This is a genomic window from Streptomyces sp. NPDC051582, assembly GCF_040681715.1.
Taxonomy (GTDB): domain Bacteria; phylum Actinomycetota; class Actinomycetes; order Streptomycetales; family Streptomycetaceae; genus Streptomyces.
The window spans coordinates 1-23,934 of sequence record NZ_JBFAZJ010000015.1 but is presented as its reverse complement, the minus strand read 5'-3'; the positions used below and the strand labels follow the sequence as shown (position 1 = coordinate 23,934).

The following is a 23,934-nucleotide window of genomic DNA, read 5'->3' as shown; positions in this document are numbered from 1 at the left end:
AGGGCGGTTTCGTGCCAGGGCCCGGCTCCCCTCGGGGGAGCCGGGCCCTGGCACATGTTCCGCTTTGTGATCATCGGAGTGCGACGGATCGAAAACACGCCAAGCATGACGGGGGTCATGACGTGCAGGACGGCGATCTCGCGGTATCGGAGGACGGACTCACCCGGCTCGCGAACGACCTCGACGAGATGCAGCGCCATCTGGACCGCCAGGTACGGGCCATGGACGCGGTGGTCGACAGGATCGCGGGCGGCTGGCAGGGGCCCACGGCCACGGCGTACCGCTCCCTCCGTCTTCGCCTCCGTCCCCGACATCAAGTGGGGTGACGACGACGGCGGCGACGACTTCCTGCGCGGTGCGATGGAGGGCATACCGGAGGTCGTCCGCGACATCCTCCAGCCCGTCGCCAAGCACGTGTTCCGGCTCGGCAAGGTGGCCGACGTCCACCCGTTCCCGCAGCAGCACTACCTCAACTCGCACTGCCACAGCTGGATGGACGCGGGAACCTGCGTGACCATGGTGGGGGACAACCTGACCATGGCCCTCGGCGGCATCACCAACCACCAGCAGGCCGACTGGGAATCGGCCATGCGCACGTTCTGCAGCGCACTGTGGGGCGGGACGGACTGGGGCAAGTCCCGCCACGGCTACCAGTGGGGGCACACCACCGGCCCGCACGGGGCCAGGGTGGCCACGGGTAGCGAGCCGGTGATGAGCGTGCTCAACGACACGGCGGCCAAGATCAGCGATCTGCTGCGCGAGTACGCGGAAGCGGCCGTCGAGCTCAACCACGACGTCTGCGAGGAGTACAAGAGGGCTCTCAAGAAGGCCGCCAAGGAGATCCTCGACGACCTGGAGAAGCCGAAGAAGGACCTGAGCGTCAAGAGCGTCGTCAGCGCGGTGACCCACGTGGTCGGCAAGGGCGTCGAGCTCATGCTGAGCTTCGACGTCAAGACGGTCCTGAACATGGACACGGCCAAGCTGAACCGGATCGTGGACAAGTACACCGGCATTCTGGACGGCCTCACCACGCGGATGGCGGCGCTGGAGACCGCCCTGAAGGAGGCCGACCGCAGCGCCCCGAAGTTCGAGGCCGGCGTCGCCCGCGCCCACGGTTTCGGCGCCCGTGCCCTGAACGAGTTCAAGCACGAACAGCAGTAGACGGTCCAGGGGGCGAACGGCAACCAGGCCTTCGACCTGGCAGCCAACGAGTACCTCGGGGGCGGCCACACGCTGGACAAGCACGTGGGCAAGACCGACGAACAGCTCGCCCAGCGGCTGCGGGACCAGTCGGATCCGTCCAACACATCTACACGTCCATGCCAGCGCCGTGACCGACCGCTCCGGAAACCCGATGAAACCCCTCGACAGCACCACCTGGGAAGCCGCGCTGGTGCGGCTCCTCGACGACGTCTACACCTTCGCGATGACCGGACCCCGTCGGCACGAGGACTGGTCCGAGGACGTCCTGGCCGTCATGGAACGCACGGTCGCCGATCCCCGGGGCTGGCGCGTCATGGAATGGCAGGTCGACAGGGAGGGGCGCGAGGCAGGCCGTCCCTCCCACCCGTTCCTGGCCCTCACGGCCGAGGAGGTCCGCGAGGGGCTGTCCCCCGTCGCCTCCGCCGCCGCCGCCGAGCTGCTGGCCTCGCTGGCCCAGGAGTGGTTCTTCGAGCCCGCCCCCGTCCGCTCGCGGGCCGACCGCGACGAAGTGCTGGCCGACGCCGGGACCGTACTGGCCAGGTTCGGGCCGGACGCCACGTTCTGGTCCTCCTCCGAGGAAGCGCGCACGTCCGCCTCGCCGGACTTCCTCGCCCGTGACCTGGAGGGCGGCAGGCCGTTCACCGACCACATGATGGCCCTGGGCCTGGTCGCGGTGTCCCCGGACGAGGTCGGCGTCTTCTGGTCGTTCAATGCGAATTGAGAGTCCCGTTCTACCTGTAGAGGCAGCCGAGCGTGTCCATGAAGCCCCTCGAACACGATCGGCGCTACGGCGAGCTCGATCAGGTCATGCGCGCCTACCTCGGGCAGCCCGCGGACGATACGGGCGACCGGCGCAGCCGCGCGCTGGACGCCTACCTGCGCCACACCTGGCACACCCGGCCCTGGGCCGTCGCCGAGGCCGAGCGCCAACTGCGCGAGTACAGCCGCAATCCCCCGGGCCGCCTGCGGATCGGTCTCGGCGAGTTCTACGCCGTCCCCGACACCGGGATGCCGCAGTCCGCGATCGGCGACTGGCTGCTCGTGCTCGCGGACCACCTCAAGCGGAGCATCGAGGAAGGCGAAGTGCCGCCGCCGTCGACCCCGCAGACCCATTGGGAGTGGCACGCCCGGTTCCCGGAGACCGCGCAGCTGCTGGGCGGCTGGTTCTCCCAGGACATCGTCGACGAGTTCCCCGACCACGAGGCCGCCGTCGCGGACTACGCCGCCACCACCGACCCCCAGCTGGCCGCCCGCCTCGTCGGCGAGCTCCACGAACTCCTCGCCCTCCCGCTGGACGAAGCCGACTACGCCCTGGCCGCGGCGGAACTCGGCATGGAGGTCGCCCCGCCCGAGCCCTTCTCGTACGGCGCGGGGTTCCAGTCGGTGGCGATGAGCCTGGCGCACGGCTGATCGAGCGTCCGGCCCGGCCGGGCTATTCGGCGCGGCGGTGCTTCGGGGCGATCTCGGTGAGGTCGAGGTCGATGGGGAAGGGGGCGGAGACCTTCAGCCGGTCGTGGAAGATGCCGACCGGGATGTAGGACCGCGTCACGGGCTCGCGTTCGAACACGTAGACCACCGCCCGGCCGTCCTTGTTCTCGACGCGCCAGTAGTGCGGGATGCCAGCGCGGGCGTACTTCACCGGTTTCGTCTCGCGGTCTCGGGGCCAGCGACTCGATCTGCCTCTCGAAGAAACTGACTCACGAAGATCAGGCTCCCGTCGATCAGCTCCGTGTGCGGAGGCAGATTCGGAAGCGTGTCCAGGTCATCGGCAGTCCAGCCGCCCGCGGGCGGGATCGGCCGGCTGTGGTCCGGGTTCATCAGTGCTCCCATGAGCCGCGTCTCGCCAGTCCGTCCGGCGTATCGCCGGGGATCAGCCGGACCGCCCACACGTGTGAGCACGCGGTCGACAGGTTGACCACGTGTCGAAGTCACGGGCGGGCGGCATATGCGCGGACGTCCGCGTCCGGGTCCGAGACGGCCGTGGCCAGGGCCGCTCGGGCCTGCGGGTGCGGGCGGTGGGCGCGCAGGGAGAGGACGGCGGCCTTGCGGACGTCGGCGTTCTCGTCCTTCAGGGCCCCGGCCAGTGCGGGAACCGCGGCGTCGGGGGCCGCGGCGGACAGGGCGGTGGCCGCGCCCGTGCGGACCTGCCAGGCCGGGTCGGCCAGGGCCGCCACCGCCCCGGCCGCGTGGGCCGGCGGGCAGCCCGTCGCCGCCAGCGCCGCCAGCGCCGCGGCGCGGACCAGCGGGTCCGGGTCCGCGAGGAGGGGGTCCAGCGGGTCGGGGGCCGGGGAGTGCACCGCCGCGAGCCCCTTGGCCACCGCCACCCGGACTTCGCGGGCCGGATCCGCGGCGGCCCGCGCGAGGGCCGGGACGGCGTCCACCGAGACCAGCGCCCGCACGGCGTGGGTACGTACCTCCGGATCGGGGTCCGCGAGGGACTCCGCGTACAGGGCGGCGTCGCCGAGCCGCAGGGCGCGCAGGGCTTCGAGCGCCGCCGAGCGCACCGCAGGGTCGGCGACCGGCAGCGCGGCACGCAGCGCGGCCGCCAGCTCCGGCTCGCCCGGCAGCACCTCCAGCAGTTCCCGCAGCGCAGCAGCGGCGGCGGCCCGTACGGCCGGGTCCGCGTCCCCGAGCCGCCCCGCCAGCTCGGGCCCGGTACCGGTCGGGACGGTCTCCCCGAGCACGGCGACGGCCGCGGCCCGCACGGCCGGATCGGGGTCGCCGAGGTACGGGCGCAGCGCCGCGAGGTCCGGCGACTCCTCGGCCAGGCCGAGCAGTTCGAGGATCCGGGGCGAGGGGCCGGTGGCCCCGACCGGGGCCGGGGCCTGGGCCGGGGCCACCGGCCCCGCGGCACCGGCCGCCGGAGCCGCCGTGCGCGGACCCGCCGTGGCCACGCCGACCAGCTCGACCTCGCCCAGGTGGCGGGAGGGGCCGCCCTGCGGGGTGAACTCGGGGACGGGGACCACGTACGGCTCCACCGGCCGGGCCGTGAACTCCATCGCCCCCGAAGCCGACTTGCGCAGGTCCAGGTGGTGCAGCCAGGCCGGGTCGTCGCGCTCGGGGTGGTCGAGCCGCTCGTGGTAGAGGCCCCAGCGGGACTCCGTGCGCGCCAGCGAGGCCCGCGCCGCCATCTCCGCGCAGTCCCGGATGAAGGACACCTCCGCGCAGCGCATCAGCTCGTGCGCCGTCCGCGCCCCCATCTCCTCGATCTCGCCGCTCATCCGGGCGAAGGCCTCCACGGCCAGCGACAGCTTCGCACCCGTCTTCGGCGGGGCCACGTAGTCGTTGACGAACCGCCGCAGCTTGTACTCCACCTGCGGCTGCGGCGGGCCGTCCGGCCGGCGCAGCGGCCGGTAGACCAACTCGTGCGCCGCCGCCACCTGGTCCGCCGGCAGGGGACCCTCGTAGGCGGTGTACCGCGCCGCGTCCTCGCCCGCCAGGTCGCCGAAGACGAACGCCCCGATCATGTAGTTGTGCGGTACGGAGGCCAGGTCCCCGGCCGCGTACAGCCGCGGCACGGTGGTGCGCGCGTGGTCGTCGACGCGCACGCCCGACGCCGAGTGGCCCCCGCACAGTCCGATCTCCGAGATGTGCATCTCGATGTCGTGCGTGCGGTAGTCGTGGCCGCGGCCCTCGTGGAAGGTGCCGCGGGTCGGCCGCTCGGTGGTGTGCAGGATCGATTCGAGCGCGGAGACGGTCTCCTCCGGGAGGTGGCTGAGCTTCAGGTACACCGGCCCCCGGTCCGAGGCGAGTTCGGCCGCGAACTCCGACATCATCTGGCCCGACCAGTAGTCGGAGTCGACGAACCGCTCCCCGTGCCGGTTGACCTGGTAGCCGCCGAAGGGGTTCGCGACGTACGCGCACGCCGGACCGTTGTAGTCCTTGATCAGCGGGTTGATCTGGAAGCATTCGATCCCGGTGAGGGCCGCACCCGCGTGGTAGGCCATGGCGTAGCCGTCACCGGCGTTCGTGGGGTTCTCGTACGTCCCGTACAGGTATCCGGAGGCAGGGAGTCCGAGCCGGCCGCAGGGGCCGGTCGCCAGGATCACGGCGCCCGCGCGGACGGTCACGAAGGCGCCGGTACGGGTGTTGAAGGCGGCGGCGCCGATGGCCCGGCCGTCCTCGGGCGAGGTGAGGATCCGTACCGGCATCACCCGGTTCTCGATGCGGATCCGCTCGCGCATCTCGCGGCGGCGCAGCTGCCGGTAGAGGACCTTCTTGACGTCCTTGCCCTCGGGCATGGGCAGCACGTACGAGCCGGAGCGGTGGACGCGGCGGACGGCGTACTCGCCGTGCTCGTCCTTCTCGAACTTCACCCCGTACGACTCCAGGCGCCGGACCATCGCGAAGCCGCGGGTGGCGGTCTGGCGGACGGTCGACTGGTCGACGACGCCGTCGTTGGCACGGGTGATCTCGGCGACGTAGTCGTCGGGCTCGGCGCGGCCGGGGACGACCGCGTTGTTGACCCCGTCCATGCCCATGGCGAGGGCGCCGGAGTGGCGTACGTGCGCCTTCTCCAGCAGCAGCACCCGCGCGCCGCGGCCGGCGGCGGTCAGGGCCGCCATGGTGCCGGCGGTGCCGCCGCCGATGACGAGGACGTCGCAGGAGAGTTCCTCGGCGTCGGCGAGTGCGGGGATTTCCATGGTCGGGATCGCCCTTCGGGGGGTCAGAGGGAGGAGAGGATGCGGGTGCGCAGGGCCGAGTGGTCGGCGGTCCGCTCGCGCGGGGCCGGTACGTCGAGCACCGTGCCGGTGGCCAGGAGCACGACGCGGTCGGCGACGAACAGGGCCTCGTCCACGTCGTGGGTGACGAAGACGACGCTCGCGCCGGTACCGGCGAGGACGTCGACCAGGAGGTCCTGCATCCCGGCGCGGGTCTGGGCGTCGAGCGCGCCGAAGGGCTCGTCCATGAGGACGGCGCGGGGGCGCGCGGCGAGGGCGCGGGCCAGCTGGACGCGCTGGCGCTGGCCGCCGGAGAGCCGGTGCGGCAGCTTGAGCGCGTGGTCGGCGAGACCGACGCGGGCCAGCCAGTCGGTGGCGGTGCGGCGCCGCTCGGCGCGGGGTACGCGGCGGATGAGCAGGGGCAGTTCGACGTTGGCCCGTACGGTCCGCCAGGGGAGGAGGGCGTCGTCCTGGAAGACGAGCGCGCGGTCGGCGCCGGGCCGGGTGATCGGGGTTCCGTCCTGTGTGACGGTGCCGGCGAGCGGGGGCAGGAGCCCGGCGAGGGTGCGCAGGAGCGTGGACTTCCCGCAGCCGGAGGGCCCGAGGACGGCGAGCACCTCGCCGGGCCGGACGTCGAGGTCGAGCCGGTCGAGGACGGCGGGCCCTGCGGCCCGGCCGAGCCGGACGCCGTCGAGCCGCAGGGCGGCGCCGGGGCCGGGACCGGAGGGTTCGGGTGCGGTGCTGGTGGTGGTGGTGCCGGCGGGCGCCGCCGCCGCGGATGCGGACATCGGGGGACCTCCTGTGCGTCGTCGAATGCCGGTGCCCGGCGGCGCCGCTCCCGCCGCCCGGGCATCGTTCCCGTGCGGCGGCAACCACCGCGGCGGGTCAGGGATGGGCCGGCTCAGTGGAGCGCTGGTTCAGGGGAGGGGCGCCGCCGGGGACCGGCTTCGGGGCGGCGGCCGGTGCGGGCTGCTCGGGGCGGGTCGGGAGCCAGTGCGTGAGGCGGCGGCCCAGGCGTTCCACCGCCGTCGACGTCAGCCAGCCCAGCGCGCCGATCGTCACCATGCCGACGAAGACCCCCGGGTAGTCCACCACCGTGTAGTCCTGCCAGGTGCGGTAGCCCACCCCGTACTCCCCCGAGATCATCTCCGCCGAGATCACGCAGATCCACGACACCCCGATCCCGACCGACAGGCCCCCGAAGACGCCGGGGAGGGAGCCGGGGAGGATCACCGACAGCAGGATGCGCCCCCGCCCCGCGCCCATCGTGAGGGCCGCCTCCTCCCAGACCGGTGACAGCGCGGCCACCGCGTGCCGCGTGGAGACCAGCACCGGGAAGAACGCCGCCGCGCACGTGATGAACACGATCCCCTGCTCGTTCGAGGGGAACAGGAGGATGGCGACGGGGACCAGCGCGATCGCCGGGATCGGGCGCAGCACCTCCAGCACCGGCCCCAGCACGTCCGCCGCCACCCGCGAGCGGGCGATCGCCGTGCCCACCACCACCCCCGAGACCGCCGCCAGCGCGAAGCCCGACACGATCCGGCGCAGGCTGGAGGCCAGGTCCTCCCAGTACGGGGCCGCCCCGGCCCGCTCCGCCAGCTTCGACGCCACCTCCGTGACCGTCGGGAACTGCCCGAAACGGAGCCAGAGTTCCACGTCCAGGGAGGTCAGCAGCTGCCATGCCAGCAGAGCCGCCCCGAGCGAAGCCAGCCTCAGCAGCCTGCGGCCCGGCGTCATGACGCCAGGCCTTCGGCTTCGGCGAAGCCCACGATCCGCGCCCCGGACCCCGCGTTCCGGTCGACGTACGACTTCGCGCCCGCCGCCGTGACGAAGGCCCGCAGCTCGGCGCCCTGCGCCACCCACACCGCCTTGTCGGCGAACCAAGGGGTCCCGGTCACCGCGTCCGGCACGTACGCCGCCCGGACCGCCCCCGCCCCCGCGCCCTTCAGGGCCTTCAGCAGGGCCGCCGGGGTGTCGAAGGTCCGCGTCGCCGGCTCGTTCCTCAGCCACAGCTCGGGGCGAGCCGGACCGGCCACCGGGTAGGCCGGGTGGCCCGCCTCCGCAGCCGCCCGCTCCAGCGGCGCCGGATCCACGAACGCGTCCACGTCCACGTCGCCGACCAGCTTCGCGTCCTTCAGGACCGGTACGTCCTCCTTCAGCGCCGCCACCAGCTCCGGCCGCAGCGCCGGGTCGAAGGTCGCGATCCCGTTCGCGCCGTTGTACAGGTACACGACCTCCGCCGGCAGCCCCGTCTCCTTCGCCACCGACTCGGCCGCCGCGACCGGCTGCGTCCGCAGGTACTCGGTCGCCTTGCGCTGCGCCCGCAGGAAGTCGTCCAGCACTCCGGCCCGCTGCGCCGCGAACTTCTGCCGCACCGTGACCCCGTGGAACGTCGGCAGGTTCAGCTCGGCCCCGTCGTACAGGGCCTTCGCCTTCCCTTCGTACGCGAGCTGCCCCGGCCAGGCCACGAACTGCGACAGCGCGTCCGCGCTGCCCGCCTGGAGGGCCGACGCCCCCACGCTGGGCTGCTGGTTGAGCTTCTGGACGCCGTTCGACGGATCGATCCCGGCGCGCCGCAGAGCCCGTACGAGGGTCCCGTCCGCGGCCGAACCGACCGAGGTCGACACCTTCTTGCCGCGCAGGTCGGCCAGCGACGTGTACGGCGCGCCCGGCGCGGTGACGATCGTGTTGAGGCCGCCGCGCAGGTTGTACCCGGTCACGGAGACGAGCCGGGTCGGCTGCCCCAGCTCCTTGCCGCGCGCCGCGTTGAGCAGGAGCGGGAAGTCGCCCATCGAGCCGATGTCGACCTTCCCGGCGGTCATCTGGGCGGTGATGGGCGCGCCCGTGGCGTAGTCCTGCCAGTCGACCTTGTACGTGACGCCGTCCTGCCGGCCGCGCGCCACGAGCTCCTGCTCGAAGTAGCCGAGGGAGCGCAGCAGGGTCCCGGCGGTGACGGTGTTGATGGTCTTGGACTGGTAGCCGACGGTCACCGTCACGGTCTTGGGGCCGTCCGCCCCCGACGCGCTCCCGCCGCACCCGCCGGCCAGCGGGGCGAGGAGCAGCAGCGGCAGAGCGGGCGAAAGGGCTCTCGTACGGAGCATCGGAACGGGGCCTTTCACCGGAGCAGGTAGGGCATGTTGACGGTCACCGCGCCCGTGGGGCAGCGGGCGGCGCACGGGCCGCAGTACCAGCACTCGTCCACGTGCATGTACGCCTTGCCGTCGTCCTCGCGGATCGCGAGCGAGTCGAGCGGGCACATGTCGACGCACAGGGTGCAGCCGTCGATGCACAGGGACTCGTCGATGGTCACGGGCACGTCGCCGCGCTGGGGGACCACGGGCATGGCTGTCTCCAGGAAGGTGGGTACGGCAGGGGTTGGCCCGGCCGCGCGATGGCAGGAGGGTCAGAGGGAGCGGTGGAGCAGGCCGCTCATGGTGATCCGGTCTCCGCGGAAGCGGATGAACTCCAGGTCCACGGGACGGCCGTCGGCCAGATGGGTGAGCCGCTCCAGCATCAGCACGGCGGCCCCGCGCGGGGCCTGCAGTACGGCGGCGGAGTGCGCGTCGGCGTTGACGGCCTCCAGGGTGATCTCGGCGTGGCCGAGCGCTTGACCGGTCAGGGACTCCAGCAGCCGGAAGACGTCGGTGTTCTCCAGGTCGCAGCCGAGCAGTCCGGCGCCGATGTCGAGGGGGACGTACGTGAGGTCGAGGGAGAGCGGCAGCCCGTTCAGGCGGCGCAGCCGCTCGATGTAGAGCACGTCGGCGTGCTCGGGGAGGCCGAGGCGGCCGGCGACCGGGGCCGGGGCGCGCACCGGGCCGACCGTGCGGACCTCGTTGGTCACCCGGCCGTGCTCGTGGAGGGTCTCGGCCAGGCCCTGGAGGCGGTCGAGGCCGTGCGGGTACTTCTCGCAGACGACGACGGTGCCGACGCCCGGGCGGCGCTCGACGAGCCGCTCGCCGCGCAGCAGGTCGAGGGCCTGGCGGACGGTGTTGCGGCCGGCTCCGTACTCGGCGGCGAGGACGTCCTCCAGGGGGAGGACCCCGCCGGGGTAGCCTCCGGCCAGGATCTGGTGGCGCAGCAGGTCGGCGAGCTGCCGCGCCCGGTCCGCGCGCAGCCGCCGCCGGCGCGCGGCGGCGACCGGGACGGTGTGCTCACGGGTGCGTTCGGCTGGCATGGCACGGAACATACCGACGGCTTCCGGCCAGTGGTGTTGCCGCAGTATTGCGCCACCGCGGACACTCAGCGGCACCGCTCTGACCTGCTACGACGCCGGGGCGGCGGAAAGATCCGCCACCCCGGTGCCATGCTCCGTCCCAAGGGCCGGACTAGCGGGATCCCACAATGCGGCCGGTGACCTCGCCGAGGCCGACGCGGGTGCCCTCCGGGCCCGGCGCCCAGGCGGTGAGGGTGACGGTGTCCCCGTCCTCCAGGAAGGTGCGCTTGCCGTCCGCGAGCTCGATGGCGTCGCGTCCGTTCCACGTCAGTTCGAGCAGCGAGCCGCGCTGGCCGACCTCGGGGCCGCTGACCGTGCCCGAGCCGTAGACGTCGCCGGTGCGCAGGGAGGCGCCGTTGACCGTCATGTGCGCGAGCTGCTGGGCGGCGGTCCAGTACATCGTCGCGAACGGCGGCTGCGCGACCTCCTGCCCGTTGATGGAGACGGTGATGCGCAGGTCGAAGCCGCCGGGCCGGTCGGCTTCGGCGTCGTCGAGGTACGGCAGCAGGGGGAAGTCGCGGGCGGGCGGGGCGACCCGGGCCGCCTCCAGGGCCTCCAGCGGGGTGACCCAGGCGGAGACCGAGGTGGCGAAGGACTTGCCGAGGAAGGGGCCGAGCGGCACGTACTCCCAGGCCTGGATGTCGCGGGCCGACCAGTCGTTGAGCAGGAACAGGCCGAAGACGTGGTCCTCGAAGTCGGCCAGCGGCACCGGGCGGCCCTGCTCGGACGGGGTGCCGACGACGAAGCCGACCTCCGCCTCGATGTCGAGCTTGACGGACGGCCCGAAGACCGGCGCCGGGTCGGAGGGCGCCTTGCGCTGCCCGCAGGGCCGTACGACCTCCGTCCCCGAGACCACGACCGTGCCGGAGCGGCCGTGGTAACCGATCGGCAGGTGCTTCCAGTTGGGGGTCAGCGCCTCGCCGTCCGGGCGGAAGATGTGGCCCACGTTGGTGGCGTGGTGCTCGCTCGCGTAGAAGTCGACGTAGTCGGCGACCTCGTACGGCAGGTGCAGGGTGACGGCGTCGAGCGGGAAGAGGTGCGCCTCGACCGTCTCGCGGTGGCCCGGGTCGGTCACCCACGCGGTCAGCGCGCGGCGCACGTCGCGCCAGGCGGTGCGGCCGGCGGCGAGCAGCGGGTTGAGCGAGGACTGCCCGAGCAGTGTGGCGTACGGGGAACCGAGCGCTGCCGCGGCCGCCCCCGCGTCGAGCACGTGTGCGCCGATGCGCACGCCGATACGACGGCGGGCCGGCTCGGCGTCGGCGGACCCGGCGGTGGACCCGGCGGTGGAGAAGACGCCGTACGGGAGGTTGTGCGGCCCGAACGGGTCGCCCTCGGGGACATCGAGGGGGCTCTGCTGGGGCATGGGGTACTGCCTCGCTTTCGCTGCGGACCGGGGGTGTCCCGGGGGCTGGTTGATACGTTACGTGGCCGGTGGGGCGGGTGGGAGGCCGGATTGGGGCTCTATTTGTAGGACTTGTCCAAAGGGGTCCGTATCCTTGCGCCGTGACTTCCGCCCCGCTTTCGGCCCCCCCGTTCGCCTTGATCGCCACTGACCTGGACGGGACCCTGCTGCGCGCCGGAGACACCGTCTCCGCCCGCTCGTACGCGGCGCTCGCGACGGCGCGCGCCGCGGGCGCCCAGCACATCATCGTCACCGGACGCCCCGTTCCGCAGGTCCGTCACGTACTGGACGACCTCGGCTACACGGGGCTCGCGGTGTGCGGGCAGGGCGCGCAGGTGTACGACACGGCGGGCACGCGCCTGTTGCACTCCGTCGCGCTGGACCGGGAACTGGCCGAGGTGGCGCTCGGCAAGATCGAGGCCGAGATCGGCGAGGTGTACGCGGCGGTCAACCAGGAAGGCGTGGACGCCGAGATGCTGATAGGGCCGGGCTACCGCATGTGGCACCCGCACCTGCCGACGGTCCGGGTGCCCCGGCGCGGCGACCTGTGGGCCGCGCCGATCAACAAGGTGCTGCTCCAGCACCCGGAGCTGGACGACGACGAGCTGACGCGGGTGGCGCGCGCCGTGGTCGGGGACCTGGTGAACGTGACGATGGCGGGGGAGCACACGGTGGAGCTCCAGCCGCCGGGCGTCAGCAAGGCGAGCGGGCTCGCGCTGGCGGCGGAGGTGCTGGGCGTCGGCCCGTCGTCGACGATCGCCTTCGGCGACATGCCGAACGACATCCCGATGTTCGCGTGGGCGGCCCACGGGGTGGCCATGGCGAACGCCCACCGCGAGTTGGTGGCGGTGGCCGACGAACTGACCCTCTCCAACGAACAGGACGGCATCGCGGTGGTCCTGGAACGCCTCTACCGGGGCTGATCCCGCCCCACCGCCCGGTTCCGGCCGCGCAGGGCCCCCGGGCCCTCCTCCTCAGCCCGCCGCCCTCGGAAGGCGCCGCTCCCACGTCCGGTGGAACACCACCTCCTCCCCCTCCCGGCACACGACCTCGTTCGAGGTCGTGAACCCGCCCTCGTCGCACGAGATCTCCGACCGCGTCTCCACCCGCACGTCCCACCCCGACTCCGGCCGGTGCAACCGGATCCGCCACTGCGAGCGCGCCCGCGCCGACAACGCGTCCGCCGAGTCGATCTCGTACACCTCCCGGGCGTCCTCCCCGTACTCCAGCCCGTCCGGAAACACCCGCGTGCCCCCGTACCGCGGGTCCACCTCCAGCCGCCACCGCCCCCGCGCCACGTCCCGTACGACCAACCGCTCCGGCCGCGGCTCGTCCAGCGTGGCCGGGTACGACACCCCCAGCGGCTCGGCCTGCTCCGGCGGCTCGAAGCCGACCTCCGCATCGGAGGCGGCCGCGGCCGCGGCCGCCGCACGCACCGGCAGCACCACCGAACTCCCCGCCGGATCCACCGTCCACCCCGCCTCCGACCCGGCCCGCGGCCAGATCCACGGCCAGTACGCCGAGGACAGCGCGAGCCGGATCCGGTGCCCGGCGGCGAAGCGGTGCCCGATGCCGTTCAGCTCGAACACCACGTCCTCGTACGCGCCCACCGGCCACGGCACCGCCTTGTCCCGCCCCAGCCGCGCCGAGAGGTTCAGCGCGCCCCGCGTCACCAGCGTCGAGGACCCGTCGGGCGCCACGTCGCACAGCCGCGCCACCACCTGCCCGTACGGGACGTCCATCCGCAGCCTGGCCGTCACCTGCGCCCGGCCCAGGACCTCCACCGGCTCGCGCCCCACCGGGAACTCGAAGCAGGCCGACTTCGCGTCCTCCTCCCGCTGGTCCGGGGGCAGGTCCGCATCGTTGCCGAACGGGAAGAACCGGCCCGCGTCCAGCCCCGTGTGCTGCGGCGAGGCCACGGCCACCGGCGCGCCCTGGAGCGCGTAGGTGACCGGGGTGACGGAGGGGGAGGGCCACCGGGCGTCGGCGACCCACCTCCCCGGCAGCACCTCGTACGAGGTCGCCGGCGGATGGGACTCCGAGATCCACGACCGCAGCAGCGGCTCGTCCATCACCCCGTTCTCCTCGCCCTTCAGCCAGTGGTCCCACCAGCGCAGGGTCTCCTGGAGGAAGCCGATCGCCGGTCCGGGCGGCAGCCCCCGGTCCGGGTACTGGTGCGACCAGGGCCCGATCAGCCCCCGCACCCGGTCGTCCGGCAGACGGGAGACCAGCCTCAGCACCGTGTCCCGGTAAGGGTCGTGCCAGCCGCCCACCGCCAGCACGGCCGCGCCGATCGCCCCGTAGTCCTCGCAGACGCTGCCGTGGCGCCAGTAGTCGTCGCGCGTCTGGTGGGCGAGCCAGGTGTGGATCAGGGGCTCGACGGCCTCCAGCCGCGCCAGCCACTGCTCCCGCCAGCCGTCCCCGGCGAACTGCGGGTCCGGCGGCCGCGCCGCGAAGGCCAGCATGGTCGCGGCCCACGCGTGCATGTCCACGGCCAGCACCGAGCCGCCCATGTAGTGGACGTCGTTGTCGTACCGGTCGTCCGTCGAGCAGACCGTGACGACCGCCTTCAGGGCCTCGGGGGCCAGCGCCGCGATCTGGAGGGAGTTGAACCCGCCCCACGAGATCCCGAACATCCCCACCGACCCCGTGCACCACGGCTGCTCCGCCAGCCACTCCACCACCTTGACCCCGTCGGCCAGTTCCCGCGGGTCGTACTCGTCGCCCGGGTTCCCGCCGCTGCACCCGTGGCCCCGTACGTCCACCCGGACCGAGGCGTAGCCGTGGCCCGCGTACCAGGGGTGGCGCTGCCAGTCGCGCGGCGCGGTCCAGTCGGTCAGCCGGTACGGCAGGTACTCCAGCAGGGCCGGGACCGGCTGGTCGGTCACGGGCCGCCAGATCCGGGCGTACAGCTCGACGCCGTCGGGCATCGGGATCCGGACATCCTCGTGGGCCGTCTCGTACGGAAACTCGGTACGGATGATCATGCGGAAACCACCACCTGGGCCTCAGTGGACGGGGTGCATAGTGCGCCGCAGCCACGGCGCCAGAGCGATGACTGCCAGGCCCGCCACCACCGCGATCGCGCCGTTGACGCCGAAGTACGCGGGGGTGGACACCTGGCCGTAGAGCTTGACCACCTGGGCCTGGACGCCGTTGGCCAGGGCGAGCGAGAGGAACCACAGCGCCATGGTCTGGCCGGCGAAGGCCTTCGGGGCGAGCTTGGTGGTGGCCGACATGCCGGAGGTCTCCAGCAGGACGTCGCCGAGACCGAGCAGCAGGTACGAGCCGACGATCCACCAGGCGGCCATCCGGTACGCCTCCCCGGCGTGCCCCGAGGTCGGGATGACCATCAAAAGGAAGGACAGGCCGCCCAGGATCACCCCGATGGCGATCTTGTTGGAGGCGTGCGGCTGGCGGCGGCCCATCCTGGCCCACAGCGCGGCCACGACCGGGGCGAGCGCCACCTCGAACGCGCCGAGCGCGGAGGCGTACCAGCTCGCGGGGAAGTGGAAGCCGAGGATCTCGGTCCGGGCGTTCGTCGACGCGAGCAGCATCATCGTGGAGTACGCCTGGAAGAGGATGAAGTTGAAGGCGACGGAGGCGAGGAAGAGCACCACGTAAGGGCGCAGCCGCCCGCGTTCCTCGCGCGTCACCCGCGGGCTGCGGAACATCACCGTGAAGAAGACGACCGGGGCGATCACCGAGACGAGGGTGAGCAGGTCGACGAATCGGTCCGTCGTCAGCCACCCGACGGCGGCCAGAAGGGTGGCGAGGGCGGCCGCGGCGAGGAGTCCGGCGACGATCCACCGGACGGCGCGGCGCATCGCGTCGGGCGCGAGGGCGTACTCGGCCGAGTGCTTTCGCCCGGCCAGATGGCGGCGGCCGAGGACGTACTGGATCAAGCCCGCGGTCATGCCGACGGCGGCGGCGGAGAAGCCCCAGTGCCAGCCCTGGTGCTCGCCGAGCCAGCCGGTGATCAGGGGTCCGGCGAAGGCGCCGATGTTGATGGCCATGTAGTACAGGGCGAAGCCGGCGTCGCGCCGGTCGTCGTTCGTCCGGTACAGCTTGCCGACCATGCTGGCCACGTTGGGCTTGAGCAGACCGGTGCCCGCACTGATCAGGCCGAGGCCCGTCCAGGTCATGGCGGCCGTCGGCACCGCCATGGCGTAGTGGCCGCAGGCGATCAGGATGCCGCCCCACAGCACGGCCCGGTACGAACCGAGGATCCGGTCGGCGAGCCATCCGCCCGCGACGGAGACGAGGTAGACCATGGTCCCGTAGGCCGCCGAGACGGAGGCCGCGGTGCCAGGGTTCATCCCGAGGCCGCCGTTCGCCACCGCGTCCGCGAAGTAGAGGACGAGGATGGCCTGCATGCCGAGGAACGAGAAGCGCTCCCAGACCTCCAGTCCGGACAGCGTGGCGAGGCCCCGGGGGTGCCCGAGGAAGGCGTGGTCGTCGGAGGGCGGCGGCTGGTCCGCCTCCGGGTCGACCGGCTCCGCCGGTTCCTCTCTTGCGGTGTCAGTTCTGGACAAAACGTATTCTCCGGTTGTTTCGGCTCCTCACGAACATACCGGTGCGCATCGGGCACTGCGCGGGTGGCGACATGACGGCCGCTCTCGGTGATCGAAAACAGACCGGATACGCTGGCTTGAGTGATGGCAGCGACACATCGACAATCCAGGTGATCGTCACCGTGATCGTCAGCAGACAGGAGTACCCCTCGTGACCGTCGTCGGGCCGTTCGGACTGAGCGTGCGGGACCAGGCTCTTGAGACCGATGTCCAGGCCGGACTGGCCGCCGTCGAGGCGGGTCTGCTGGAGGCCACCAAGAGCGAAGTCCCCTTCATCACCGATGCCGCGCAGCACCTGCTGCGCGCCGGGGGCAAGCGGTTCCGGCCGCTGCTGGTGATGCTCGCCTCCCGATTCGGCGATCCCTACGCGCCCGGCATCGTGCCCTCCGCGGTGGTCGTCGAGCTCACCCACCTGGCGACGCTCTACCACGACGACATCATGGACGAGGCGGACGAGCGCCGGGGCGTGGCCAGCGCCAACGCCCGCTGGGGCAACTCGGTGGCCGTCCTGACGGGTGACTTCCTGTTCGCCCGCGCCTCGCACATCCTGGCCGACCTCGGGCCGGAGGCCGTACGCATCCAGGCCGAGGCCTTCGAGCGGCTGGTCACCGGCCAGATCCTGGAGACGGCCGGCCCGCGCGACGGCCGCGACCCGGTCGCCCACTACCTCGACGTCATGGCCGGTAAGACCGGTTCGCTGATCGCGGTCTCCGGCCGCTTCGGCGCGCTGATGTCCGGCGCCGACGAGTCGGTCGTCGACATCCTGACCCAGTACGGGGAGCGCCTCGGCATCGCCTTCCAGCTCGCCGACGACGTCCTGGACATCGCCTCCGACGCGCACGAATCCGGGAAGACCCCGGGGACGGACCTGCGCGAGGGCATCCCGACGCTGCCCGTGCTGAGGCTGCGCGAGATGGCCGCCCAGGGCGGCGACCCCGACGACCTTGAGCTCGTGGGTCTCCTCGACGGGGACCTGACCGACGACGCCCTGCACGCGCAGGTGCTCGCCCGGCTGCGGGTCCACCCCGCGCTGGAGCAGGCCCGCCGCGACACCATCCGGTACGCGCAGGAGGCGCGGGCGACGCTGGCGCCGCTGCCGGAGGGCTTCGCGAAGTCGGCGCTCGAAGAGCTCTGCGACGCGGTGGTGCACCGGGCCGGCTAGCGGGCCCGCCCCCCTGGGGGCGCGGCCGGTGCGCCCGGATGCGTCCGGGCAGGACTTTCGGCAGGGCGAGGGCCCGGCATCCCCTACGGGTGGGCGATGCCGGGCCCTCGTCGTGTCATCCCTGGGGCGTACGCGGAGTTGGCCCCGGGGAGTGACGCCCCGGCCCCCTCCCCTTTGGTCAGATGGAGACACACCAGAACGGGTGACACGGAGGTAGGGGCAGACATGGCAACGAACGCAAAGACCCGCAAGGCCGCCCGGTACGCCGTACCGGTAGCGGTGGCGGGTGTGGCCGCCGCGACCGTGGCGATGGTCCCGGCCTTCGCGAACTCCGGCGGTCCGGACCTGCCGAAGATGACGGCGCAGCAGCTGATCGAGAAGGTCGCCGCCTCCGACGTGCAGCAGCTGTCCGGCAGCGCGAAGATCAGCACCGACCTGGGTCTGCCGAAGCTGGCGAGCGGCCTCCTCGGCGGTGCGGGCGTCTCGGGCGGCTCGGCCAATCCCGAGGACAAGATCGCGCAGCTGGCCAACGGCTCGCACACCGTGCGCGTCGCGGCCGACGGCCCGGACCGCCAGAAGCTCACGTTCGTGGACGGCAAGGACGAGTACAGCCTGATCCACAACGGCGCCGACGTGTGGGGTTACGACAGCAAGGCCAACGAGGTCTGGCACGAGAAGAACCCCGAGGCGGCGGGCAAGGACGAGAAGAAGACGGCCGACCGGCTGGGCGGCGCCTCGCCCCAGCAGCTGGCCCAGGACGTGCTGAAGGCCGCCGGGCCGACCACGGACGTCAGCGTGGGCGAGACCGCGCAGGTGGCCGGCCGGGACGCGTACCAGCTCGTGCTGAAGCCGAAGCAGAGCGGCACCACGGTCGGCTCGGTCAAGATCGCGGTGGACGCCAAGAACGGCGTGCCGCTGCGGGTCCAGCTGCTCTCGGCCGAGGGCGGCAAGCCGATCGTCGACGCCGGGTTCACCAAGGTGGACTTCGCCAAGCCCTCCGCCGACACGTTCGCGTTCGCCGCGCCCAAGGGCGCCAAGGTGACCGAGGGCGCCGCCGAGGCGGGCAAGGACGGCCACGGCAAGCAGTTCAAGGGCCTGGACTCCTTCCCCGGCCTGGACGCCCTGACCGGCGGCATGGGCGGCGCCGGCAAGGGCGGCGAGACGAAGGTGCTCGGCGAGGGCTGGGCGACGATCGCCCGCGTCGACACGGGCGCCGGCAAGAGCCTGAAGGACCTTGAGAACAGCAAGGACGCCCCCAAGGAGGCCAAGCAGTTCCTCGACTCCCTCGGCGGCAAGGTCAACGGCAAGTTCGGCGAGGGCCGGGTCTTCAAGACCCGCCTGGTCAACGCGCTGATCACGGACGACGGCAAGGTCTACGTCGGTGCGGTCACCAAGGACGCACTGGTGCAGGCGGCCGACGCCAACAAGTAGTGCCGCAAGCCCGGTAGAGCTGTCCGAAGGGTGGGCGGGGACTGTGTCCCTGCCCACCCTTCGGCCGTTGTGGCCCTGTGTACAGCGCGCCCGCTGTACCGTGAAAAGCATGTCGAGACACGTCACCATCCGCCTGGACGAAGAGTTCCACGAGCGCCTCAAAGCGCGCGCGGCGGCACTGGGGACGACGGTCACCGCGCTGATCACCGAGGTAACGGAACGCGAGCTCGACGAGGACCGGAAGAACTTCCTGTCCGGCATCGAGGAGTTCGCCGACCACTGGAGCTACTTCCAGGAGCGGTTCGGCAATTGAAGATCACCATGGAGTGGGCCTGGACCGCTCTGGCCCACCATCTGCCGTCAGATCCCGCCGTGTGGGATCCCTCCGGGGTGGCCGCCGCGGTCGCCCGGCACCAGAACGACCTCGTCCTGGTGCCCGAACAGCCCGCCCCGGACACCGCGTGGCGGGCCGCCGCGTTTTTGCACACCCTCGCGGTGTGCCCGGCGCTGGAATCGCCGATGAACGAGTTCTACGCGGCTGCCGCCACGCGCTCGTACCTGCGCGTGGCGGGAGCCCAACAGCTGCCTTCGCCGGAGGAACTCGGCGACCTGGTGGAGGCGGCGAAGCTGGGCCGCGCCGACATCGGGACGGTCGCCGAGGAGCTCCGGGCCCTCATACAGGAGCCGCAGACGGCCTCGTCCTAGGACCCTTCCCGTCTCAGAAGGTGATCTTCCAGCTGTTGACGTAGCCGGTGTCCTGCGCCGCGCCGTCCTTCACCCGGAGGTTCCAGACCCCGTTGGCCACCTCGCTCGACGCGTTGACCGTGTACGTCTGGACGAGGTTGTCGGCGCTGCCGCCGCTGCGGTTGTGCAGGTTGTACACGGTGCCGTCGGGGGCGACCAGGTCGACCACCAGGTCACCGCGGTAGGTGTGGACGATGTTCACGTCCACCTTGGTGGTGGCCGGGGCGTTGCCCGTGACGCCCGAGACCGTGATCGGCGAGTTCACCGCGGCGCCGGGGGAGTCGGGGATGTTCACGTCCGCCGTGTTCTCGAAGGACTTGCCCGGCGGTACGGGGGTGGCCGCCCCCAGGTTCCAGATCGCGTACGCGATGGCATCGGAGTTGCGGTCCAGGGCGGTGTCGTTGATGTTCGCCGAGGTGTCGCACGAGGAGTGGTAGCAGCGGTCGAAGGCCTGACCGGAGGTGCCGCCCCACTTCTGCGCCTGCGCGGCCGTCTTCGTGTAGTCGGCGCCGGAGAACAGGCCGCCGACCGGGATGCCCGCGCTCTTGAACGGGGCGTGGTCGGAGCGGCCGTCGCCCTCGGTCTCGATCTCCGTCTGGACGCCGATGCCCGCGTAGTAGTTCTTGAAGGTCTGCTCGATCGTCGGGTCGTCGTCGTAGACGAAGTAGCCCGGGTTCGGCGAGCCGATCATGTCGAAGTTCAGGTAGCCGGAGATCTTCGACTTCTCGGCGGCCGGCAGGTTGTTCACGTAGTACTTCGACCCGATCATGCCGAGCTCCTCCGCGCCCCACCAGCCGAACCGCAGGTGCTTGGTGGGCTGGAGCTGGGCGCGGGAGACGGCCAGCGCCGTCTCCAGGATGGCCGCCGAGCCGGATCCGTTGTCGTTGATGCCGGGGCCGGCGGTCACCGAGTCCAGGTGCGAGCCGGACATCAGCACCGAGTTCGGGTCGCCGCCCGGCCAGTCGGCGATCAGGTTGTAGCCGGTCGCGCCGCTGCTGGTGAAGGTCTGCAGGGTGGTGGTGAACCCGGCCGCGTCCAGCTTGGCCTTCACGTAGTCGATCGAGGCCTTGTAGCCGGCCCGGCCGTGGGCCCGGTTGCCGCCGTTGGCGGTGGCTATGGACTGGAGCTGCGCCAGGTGCGCCTTGACGTTGGCGACCGGGATGTCGGGCGGGGTCGGCGCCGCGGTCGTCGCCGTGGGGGCGGCGAGTGCGGCGGGAGCGGTGGAGGCGAACAGGCCGGCGACCGCGATCGCGGTCACGGCGGCGAGACGCCGGGAGACGGACAGGCTCATGTGGGGGACTCCGGGATTCCGTTGGGGATTGAACGGAACGTGCGGGGTGGCGCAATTGAGCGATCGTGCGTCAGTGCGAGCCTGATGTTCAGTGGAAGGGTGACTGCCCGTCAAGACCGCGATTCGGTCAGGGTGGTTCGGTAAACGGACGATCCCCGCCACGGGAGTTCCGTAGCGGGGATCGTGGGGGTATCGGGGGCGCGCGGTACGGGGTTACGCCGCCGGCTCGGTCGCCGGGGCGGGCGCGGGCCCGGTCGCCGGCTCGGCCACCGGGGCGGGCACCGCTGCGGCGGCGGCGCGGGCCGCTTCCAGCCGGGCCCGCGTCTTGTGCGCCGTACGCAGCGCGTCCCAGGTCAGCAGCGCCAGGGCGACCCAGACCAGGGAGAACCCGGCCCAGCGCTCCGGCGGCATCGCCTCGTGGAAGTACACGACGCCGAGCCCGAACTGGAACACCGGGGCCAGGTACTGGAGCAGTCCGAGCGTGGACAGCGGCACCCGGATCGCGGCCGCCCCGAAGAAGACCAGCGGGATCGCGGTGACCAGCCCGGTCGCGGCCAGCAGCGAGGCGTGCCCGAGGCCCTCTGTGGCGAAGCTGGACCTGCCCTGCGCGCCCAGCCACAGCAGGTAGCCGAGAGCGGGCAGGAACAGCAGCGCGGTCTCGGCGGCGAGCGACTCGACCCCGCCCATGTTGAGCTTCTTCTTGATCAGCCCGTAGGTGGCGAAGGAGAACGCCAGTACCAGCGAGATCCACGGCGGCCGCCCGTACCCGACGGCGAGCACGAGCACGGCGGCCACGCCGATGCCGACCGCCGCCCACTGCACCCGGCGCAGCCGCTCGCCGAGGACCAGCACGCCGATCGCGATGGTGACGAGCGGGTTGATGAAGTACCCGAGGCTCGCCTCGACGACGGCGCCGTTGTTGACGGCCCAGATGTACAGGCCCCAGTTCACGGAGATCACCGACGCGGCCAGCGCGGTCAGGGCGAGCTTGCGGGGCCGGCGGAGCAGGTCCCGTATCCAGGACCAGCGGCGCATGGCCAGCAGCAGGATCCCGACCACGCCCAGCGACCACACCATGCGGTGGGCGAGGATCTCGATGGCTCCGGACGGCTTGAGCAGCGGCCAGAACAGGGGGACCAGCCCCCACATCCCGTATGCGCCGAATCCGTAGAGCAAACCCGTGCGCTGCTCGTTCTCCGCCTTCACGGGGCCCTCCAGTCGTGATTCGGCCAACTTGACGAAGGTAGCGCCGGGCGGACCGGATGTCATGCCCGTTCGCAGGAGATACTCATGACACCCGCGGGGCCTTGCGTGGCCGCGGCGGCGCGGACCCGGGCCGCGGCCGGCCCCGCTCAGGCCAGGGCGGAGGCGATGGCGTGGGCCACCGGGGTCGTCGGGCGGCCGATCAGGCGGGACAGGTCCCCGCCGGTGTGGGCCAGCCGCCCGCGGGAGATCGCCGCGTCCACGTCGACGAGGATCGCCGCGAAGCCCTCGGGCACCCCGGCGCCGGTCAGGATCGCCAGGTGCGCCTCGGCCGGGACCCCGCTGTAGGCGACCTCCTTGCCGGTCTGCGCCGCGACCTCGGCCGCGTACTCCGCCAGGCTCCACGCGGAGTCGCCGGACAGCTCGTACGCCTGGCCGAGGTGGCCCTCGCCGGTCAGGACGGCGGCTGCGGCGGCGGCGTAGTCCGCCCGCGCCGCCGAGGCGATCCGGCCCTCGCCCGCACTGCCCACGACCGCGCCGTGCTCCAGGACGGTGTCCAGCCGGCCGGTGTAGTTCTCGTGGTACCAGCCGTTGCGCAGGAACGTGTACGGCAGGCCGGAGTCGAGGATGGCCTGCTCGGTGACCTTGTGCTCGGCGGCCAGGTCGAAGTCGGCCTCGGGGCCGCCGAGGATCCCGGTGTACGCGAGCTGGGCCACTTCGGCGGTCCGCGCGGCCGCGATCACGGCGAGGTGCTGCGGCACCCGGCGGCCGACCTCGTTGCCGGAGATCAGCAGGACGCGGTCGCCGGAGCGGAAGGCGCCGGCCAGGGTCTCGGGGGCGTCGTAGTCCGCGATGCGCACCTCGACCCCGCGCTCGGCCAGGTCGGCGGCCTTCTCCTCGCTGCGGACGACGACGGCCACCCGCTCGGCGGGGACCCGGTTCAGCAGCTCCTCGACGACGAGGCGGCCGAGGGCTCCGGTGGCTCCGGTGACGACGATGCTCATGGTGCGCTCCTTGCGTGGGGCCATGTCTGGGTGTGGGCCATGTCTGGCTTCGGGGTGTGACACCACCCTAGGGAGAGCGCTAACCTTTCGTAAGTACCCACTTCAAAGTAAGGTACTGGTATGAAGGTAAGTGAGCAGCCGGCCGTGGACGTGAAGGCCCCGATGTGCCCCTCCCGCGGAGTGCTGGAGCACGTCACCAGCCGCTGGGGCGTCCTGGTGCTGGCCGCCCTCGTCGAGCGCTCGTACCGCTTCGGCGAACTGCGCCGGGAGGTCGGCGGCGTCAGCGAGAAGATGCTGGCCCAGACCCTCCAGACGCTGGAGCGCGACGGGTTCCTGCTGCGCGACGCCAAGCCCGTGATCCCGCCGCGCGTGGACTATTCGCTGACCGGGCTCGGGCGGGAGGCCGCCGAGCAGGTGTACGCCCTCGCCCGCTGGACCGAGCGCCGGACCGCCGACGTGCAGGCGGCCCGGGCCGCCTACGACGAGGCCCGGAGCTCCTGAGGAGCTCCGGGCCGTTCGGCCTGCGGGATACGGATCAGCCGACGACCGTCCAGGTGTCGCTGCCGGCGAGGAGGGTGCTGAGGTCGCCCTTGCCCTTGGCGTCGACGGCGTGGTCGAGCTGCTCGGCCATCAGGGAGTCGTAGACCGGCCGCTCCACGCTGCGGAAGACCCCGATGGGCGTCTGGTGCAGGGTGTGCGGGTCGGCGAGGCGGGACAGTGCGAAAGCGGTGGTCGGGCCGGCGCCGTGCGCGTCGTGGACCAGGATCCGGGACTCGTTCTCGGGGGTCACGTCCACGACCTCCAGCTCCCCGGTGCTCTGGTCGCGTACGACGCCCTTGCGGCCGTCGGTGCCGAAGCGGATCGGCCGCCCCTGCTCCAGCCGGATCACGGCCTCCTGGGCCTGCGCGTTGTCCTTCAGGACCTCGAATGCGCCGTCGTTGAAGATGTTGCAGTTCTGGTAGATCTCCACGAGCGCCGTGCCCTGGTGGTCGGCGGCCGCGCGCAGCACCTCGGTGAGGTGCTTGCGGTCGGAGTCGACCGTC

General features: G+C 72.3%; 22 protein-coding genes and 3 pseudogenes. 11 read left to right on the top strand and 14 right to left on the bottom strand.

The features are described from left to right. The first annotated feature begins 122 nt into the window (after positions 1 to 122). The 5 genes and pseudogenes from AB0M92_RS20475 to AB0M92_RS20455 all read left to right on the top strand — a co-directional run bounded on the left by AB0M92_RS20475 (position 123) and on the right by AB0M92_RS20455 (position 2,613). Positions 123 to 326 (top strand): WXG100 family type VII secretion target, encoded by a 204-nt coding sequence (locus tag AB0M92_RS20475; RefSeq protein ID WP_366103652.1) that lies wholly within the window; start codon positions 123 to 125, stop codon positions 324 to 326. Positions 327 to 360: 34 nt separating this feature from the next. Beyond that, positions 361 to 1,161, top strand: a complete 801-nt coding sequence (locus tag AB0M92_RS20470; RefSeq protein WP_366103651.1) for a hypothetical protein — start codon at positions 361 to 363, stop codon at positions 1,159 to 1,161. A gap of 36 nt (positions 1,162 to 1,197) precedes the next feature. Next, positions 1,198 to 1,302, top strand: a pseudogene (locus tag AB0M92_RS20465) (RNase A-like domain-containing protein); the annotation flags it as partial. 28 nt (positions 1,303 to 1,330) lie between these two features. Next, entirely contained in the window at positions 1,331 to 1,924 is a 594-nt protein-coding gene (locus tag AB0M92_RS20460) for a hypothetical protein (protein ID WP_366103650.1), read from the top strand. A 32-nt stretch (positions 1,925 to 1,956) separates the two neighbouring features. Then, positions 1,957 to 2,613 (top strand): contact-dependent growth inhibition system immunity protein, encoded by a 657-nt coding sequence (locus tag AB0M92_RS20455; RefSeq protein ID WP_366103649.1) that lies wholly within the window; start codon positions 1,957 to 1,959, stop codon positions 2,611 to 2,613. A 22-nt stretch (positions 2,614 to 2,635) separates the two neighbouring features. On the opposite strand, the pseudogene AB0M92_RS20450 reads toward AB0M92_RS20455, so the two are convergent. From AB0M92_RS20450 to fahA, 8 genes and pseudogenes are all read right to left on the bottom strand, one after another. Next, positions 2,636 to 3,033: pseudogene (locus AB0M92_RS20450) on the bottom strand (Uma2 family endonuclease). A gap of 98 nt (positions 3,034 to 3,131) precedes the next feature. Beyond that, positions 3,132 to 5,846, bottom strand: a complete 2,715-nt coding sequence (locus AB0M92_RS20445) for a fumarate reductase/succinate dehydrogenase flavoprotein subunit (RefSeq protein ID WP_366103648.1) — start codon at positions 5,844 to 5,846, stop codon at positions 3,132 to 3,134. Positions 5,847 to 5,869: 23 nt separating this feature from the next. Then, entirely contained in the window at positions 5,870 to 6,652 is a 783-nt protein-coding gene (locus AB0M92_RS20440; protein WP_366103647.1) for an ABC transporter ATP-binding protein, read from the bottom strand. A 97-nt stretch (positions 6,653 to 6,749) separates the two neighbouring features. Continuing rightward, positions 6,750 to 7,604, bottom strand: a complete 855-nt coding sequence (locus tag AB0M92_RS20435) for an ABC transporter permease (RefSeq protein ID WP_366103646.1) — start codon at positions 7,602 to 7,604, stop codon at positions 6,750 to 6,752. Further along, the gene (locus AB0M92_RS20430; RefSeq protein ID WP_366103645.1) at positions 7,601 to 8,968 is read right to left on the bottom strand and encodes an ABC transporter substrate-binding protein; all 1,368 of its coding nucleotides are present in this window, start codon (positions 8,966 to 8,968) and stop codon (positions 7,601 to 7,603) included. Before AB0M92_RS20430 ends, AB0M92_RS20435 begins: the two co-directional genes overlap by 4 nt. Before the next feature lie 14 nt (positions 8,969 to 8,982). Beyond that, on the bottom strand, positions 8,983 to 9,210 hold the full coding sequence (locus AB0M92_RS20425) for a ferredoxin family protein (protein ID WP_109778462.1): 228 nt from the start codon (positions 9,208 to 9,210) through the stop codon (positions 8,983 to 8,985). A gap of 60 nt (positions 9,211 to 9,270) precedes the next feature. After that, positions 9,271 to 10,041: a GntR family transcriptional regulator gene (locus AB0M92_RS20420; protein WP_366103644.1), complete on the bottom strand. Its 771-nt coding sequence runs from the start codon at positions 10,039 to 10,041 to the stop codon at positions 9,271 to 9,273. 151 nt (positions 10,042 to 10,192) lie between these two features. Then, positions 10,193 to 11,443 carry a fumarylacetoacetase gene (fahA, locus tag AB0M92_RS20415; protein WP_366103643.1) on the bottom strand — a complete coding sequence of 417 codons (1,251 nt, stop codon included), beginning with the start codon at positions 11,441 to 11,443 and terminating at the stop codon, positions 10,193 to 10,195. A gap of 140 nt (positions 11,444 to 11,583) precedes the next feature. Between fahA and AB0M92_RS20410 the strand changes: the two genes are divergently transcribed. Further along, entirely contained in the window at positions 11,584 to 12,405 is an 822-nt protein-coding gene (locus AB0M92_RS20410) for an HAD family hydrolase (protein ID WP_366103642.1), read from the top strand. A gap of 51 nt (positions 12,406 to 12,456) precedes the next feature. Here the strand turns inward: AB0M92_RS20410 and AB0M92_RS20405 are convergent, their stop codons facing one another. Together AB0M92_RS20405 and AB0M92_RS20400 are read right to left on the bottom strand one after the other, a co-directional pair. Continuing rightward, complete coding sequence (locus AB0M92_RS20405; protein ID WP_366103641.1) at positions 12,457 to 14,469, bottom strand: CocE/NonD family hydrolase; 2,013 nt, start codon at positions 14,467 to 14,469, stop codon at positions 12,457 to 12,459. A 21-nt stretch (positions 14,470 to 14,490) separates the two neighbouring features. Then, positions 14,491 to 16,017, bottom strand: coding sequence for a peptide MFS transporter (locus AB0M92_RS20400; RefSeq protein ID WP_366103640.1), 1,527 nt, complete (start codon positions 16,015 to 16,017; stop codon positions 14,491 to 14,493). Positions 16,018 to 16,207: 190 nt separating this feature from the next. On the opposite strand from AB0M92_RS20400, the gene AB0M92_RS20395 reads away from it, so the two are divergent. From AB0M92_RS20395 to AB0M92_RS20380, 4 genes are all read left to right on the top strand, one after another. Then, complete coding sequence (locus AB0M92_RS20395) at positions 16,208 to 17,218, top strand: polyprenyl synthetase family protein (protein ID WP_366103639.1); 1,011 nt, start codon at positions 16,208 to 16,210, stop codon at positions 17,216 to 17,218. 225 nt (positions 17,219 to 17,443) lie between these two features. Further along, positions 17,444 to 18,649, top strand: a complete 1,206-nt coding sequence (locus AB0M92_RS20390; RefSeq protein ID WP_366103638.1) for a DUF2092 domain-containing protein — start codon at positions 17,444 to 17,446, stop codon at positions 18,647 to 18,649. Positions 18,650 to 18,758: 109 nt separating this feature from the next. Then, on the top strand, positions 18,759 to 18,962 hold the full coding sequence (locus AB0M92_RS20385) for a ribbon-helix-helix domain-containing protein (RefSeq protein WP_229337077.1): 204 nt from the start codon (positions 18,759 to 18,761) through the stop codon (positions 18,960 to 18,962). Next, a complete protein-coding gene (locus AB0M92_RS20380) occupies positions 18,959 to 19,354 on the top strand; it encodes a hypothetical protein (RefSeq protein WP_366103637.1) in 396 nt (131 codons plus the stop codon). Before AB0M92_RS20385 ends, AB0M92_RS20380 begins: the two co-directional genes overlap by 4 nt. Before the next feature lie 13 nt (positions 19,355 to 19,367). Here the strand turns inward: AB0M92_RS20380 and AB0M92_RS20375 are convergent, their stop codons facing one another. The 3 genes from AB0M92_RS20375 to AB0M92_RS20365 all read right to left on the bottom strand — a co-directional run bounded on the left by AB0M92_RS20375 (position 19,368) and on the right by AB0M92_RS20365 (position 22,891). Next, positions 19,368 to 20,684, bottom strand: a complete 1,317-nt coding sequence (locus tag AB0M92_RS20375; protein WP_366103636.1) for a M28 family metallopeptidase — start codon at positions 20,682 to 20,684, stop codon at positions 19,368 to 19,370. A gap of 213 nt (positions 20,685 to 20,897) precedes the next feature. Next, positions 20,898 to 21,890, bottom strand: coding sequence for an EamA family transporter RarD (gene rarD, locus AB0M92_RS20370; protein WP_366103801.1), 993 nt, complete (start codon positions 21,888 to 21,890; stop codon positions 20,898 to 20,900). Between the two features lie 146 nt (positions 21,891 to 22,036). Beyond that, positions 22,037 to 22,891: an SDR family oxidoreductase gene (locus tag AB0M92_RS20365; protein ID WP_366103635.1), complete on the bottom strand. Its 855-nt coding sequence runs from the start codon at positions 22,889 to 22,891 to the stop codon at positions 22,037 to 22,039. Positions 22,892 to 23,011: 120 nt separating this feature from the next. Here AB0M92_RS20365 and AB0M92_RS20360 point away from each other — a divergent pair, with 120 nt between their 5' ends. Beyond that, a complete protein-coding gene (locus AB0M92_RS20360) occupies positions 23,012 to 23,392 on the top strand; it encodes a helix-turn-helix domain-containing protein (RefSeq protein ID WP_366103634.1) in 381 nt (126 codons plus the stop codon). A gap of 34 nt (positions 23,393 to 23,426) precedes the next feature. On the opposite strand, the pseudogene AB0M92_RS20355 reads toward AB0M92_RS20360, so the two are convergent. Beyond that, positions 23,427 to 23,934, bottom strand: a pseudogene (locus AB0M92_RS20355) (2-oxoacid:ferredoxin oxidoreductase subunit beta); the annotation flags it as partial.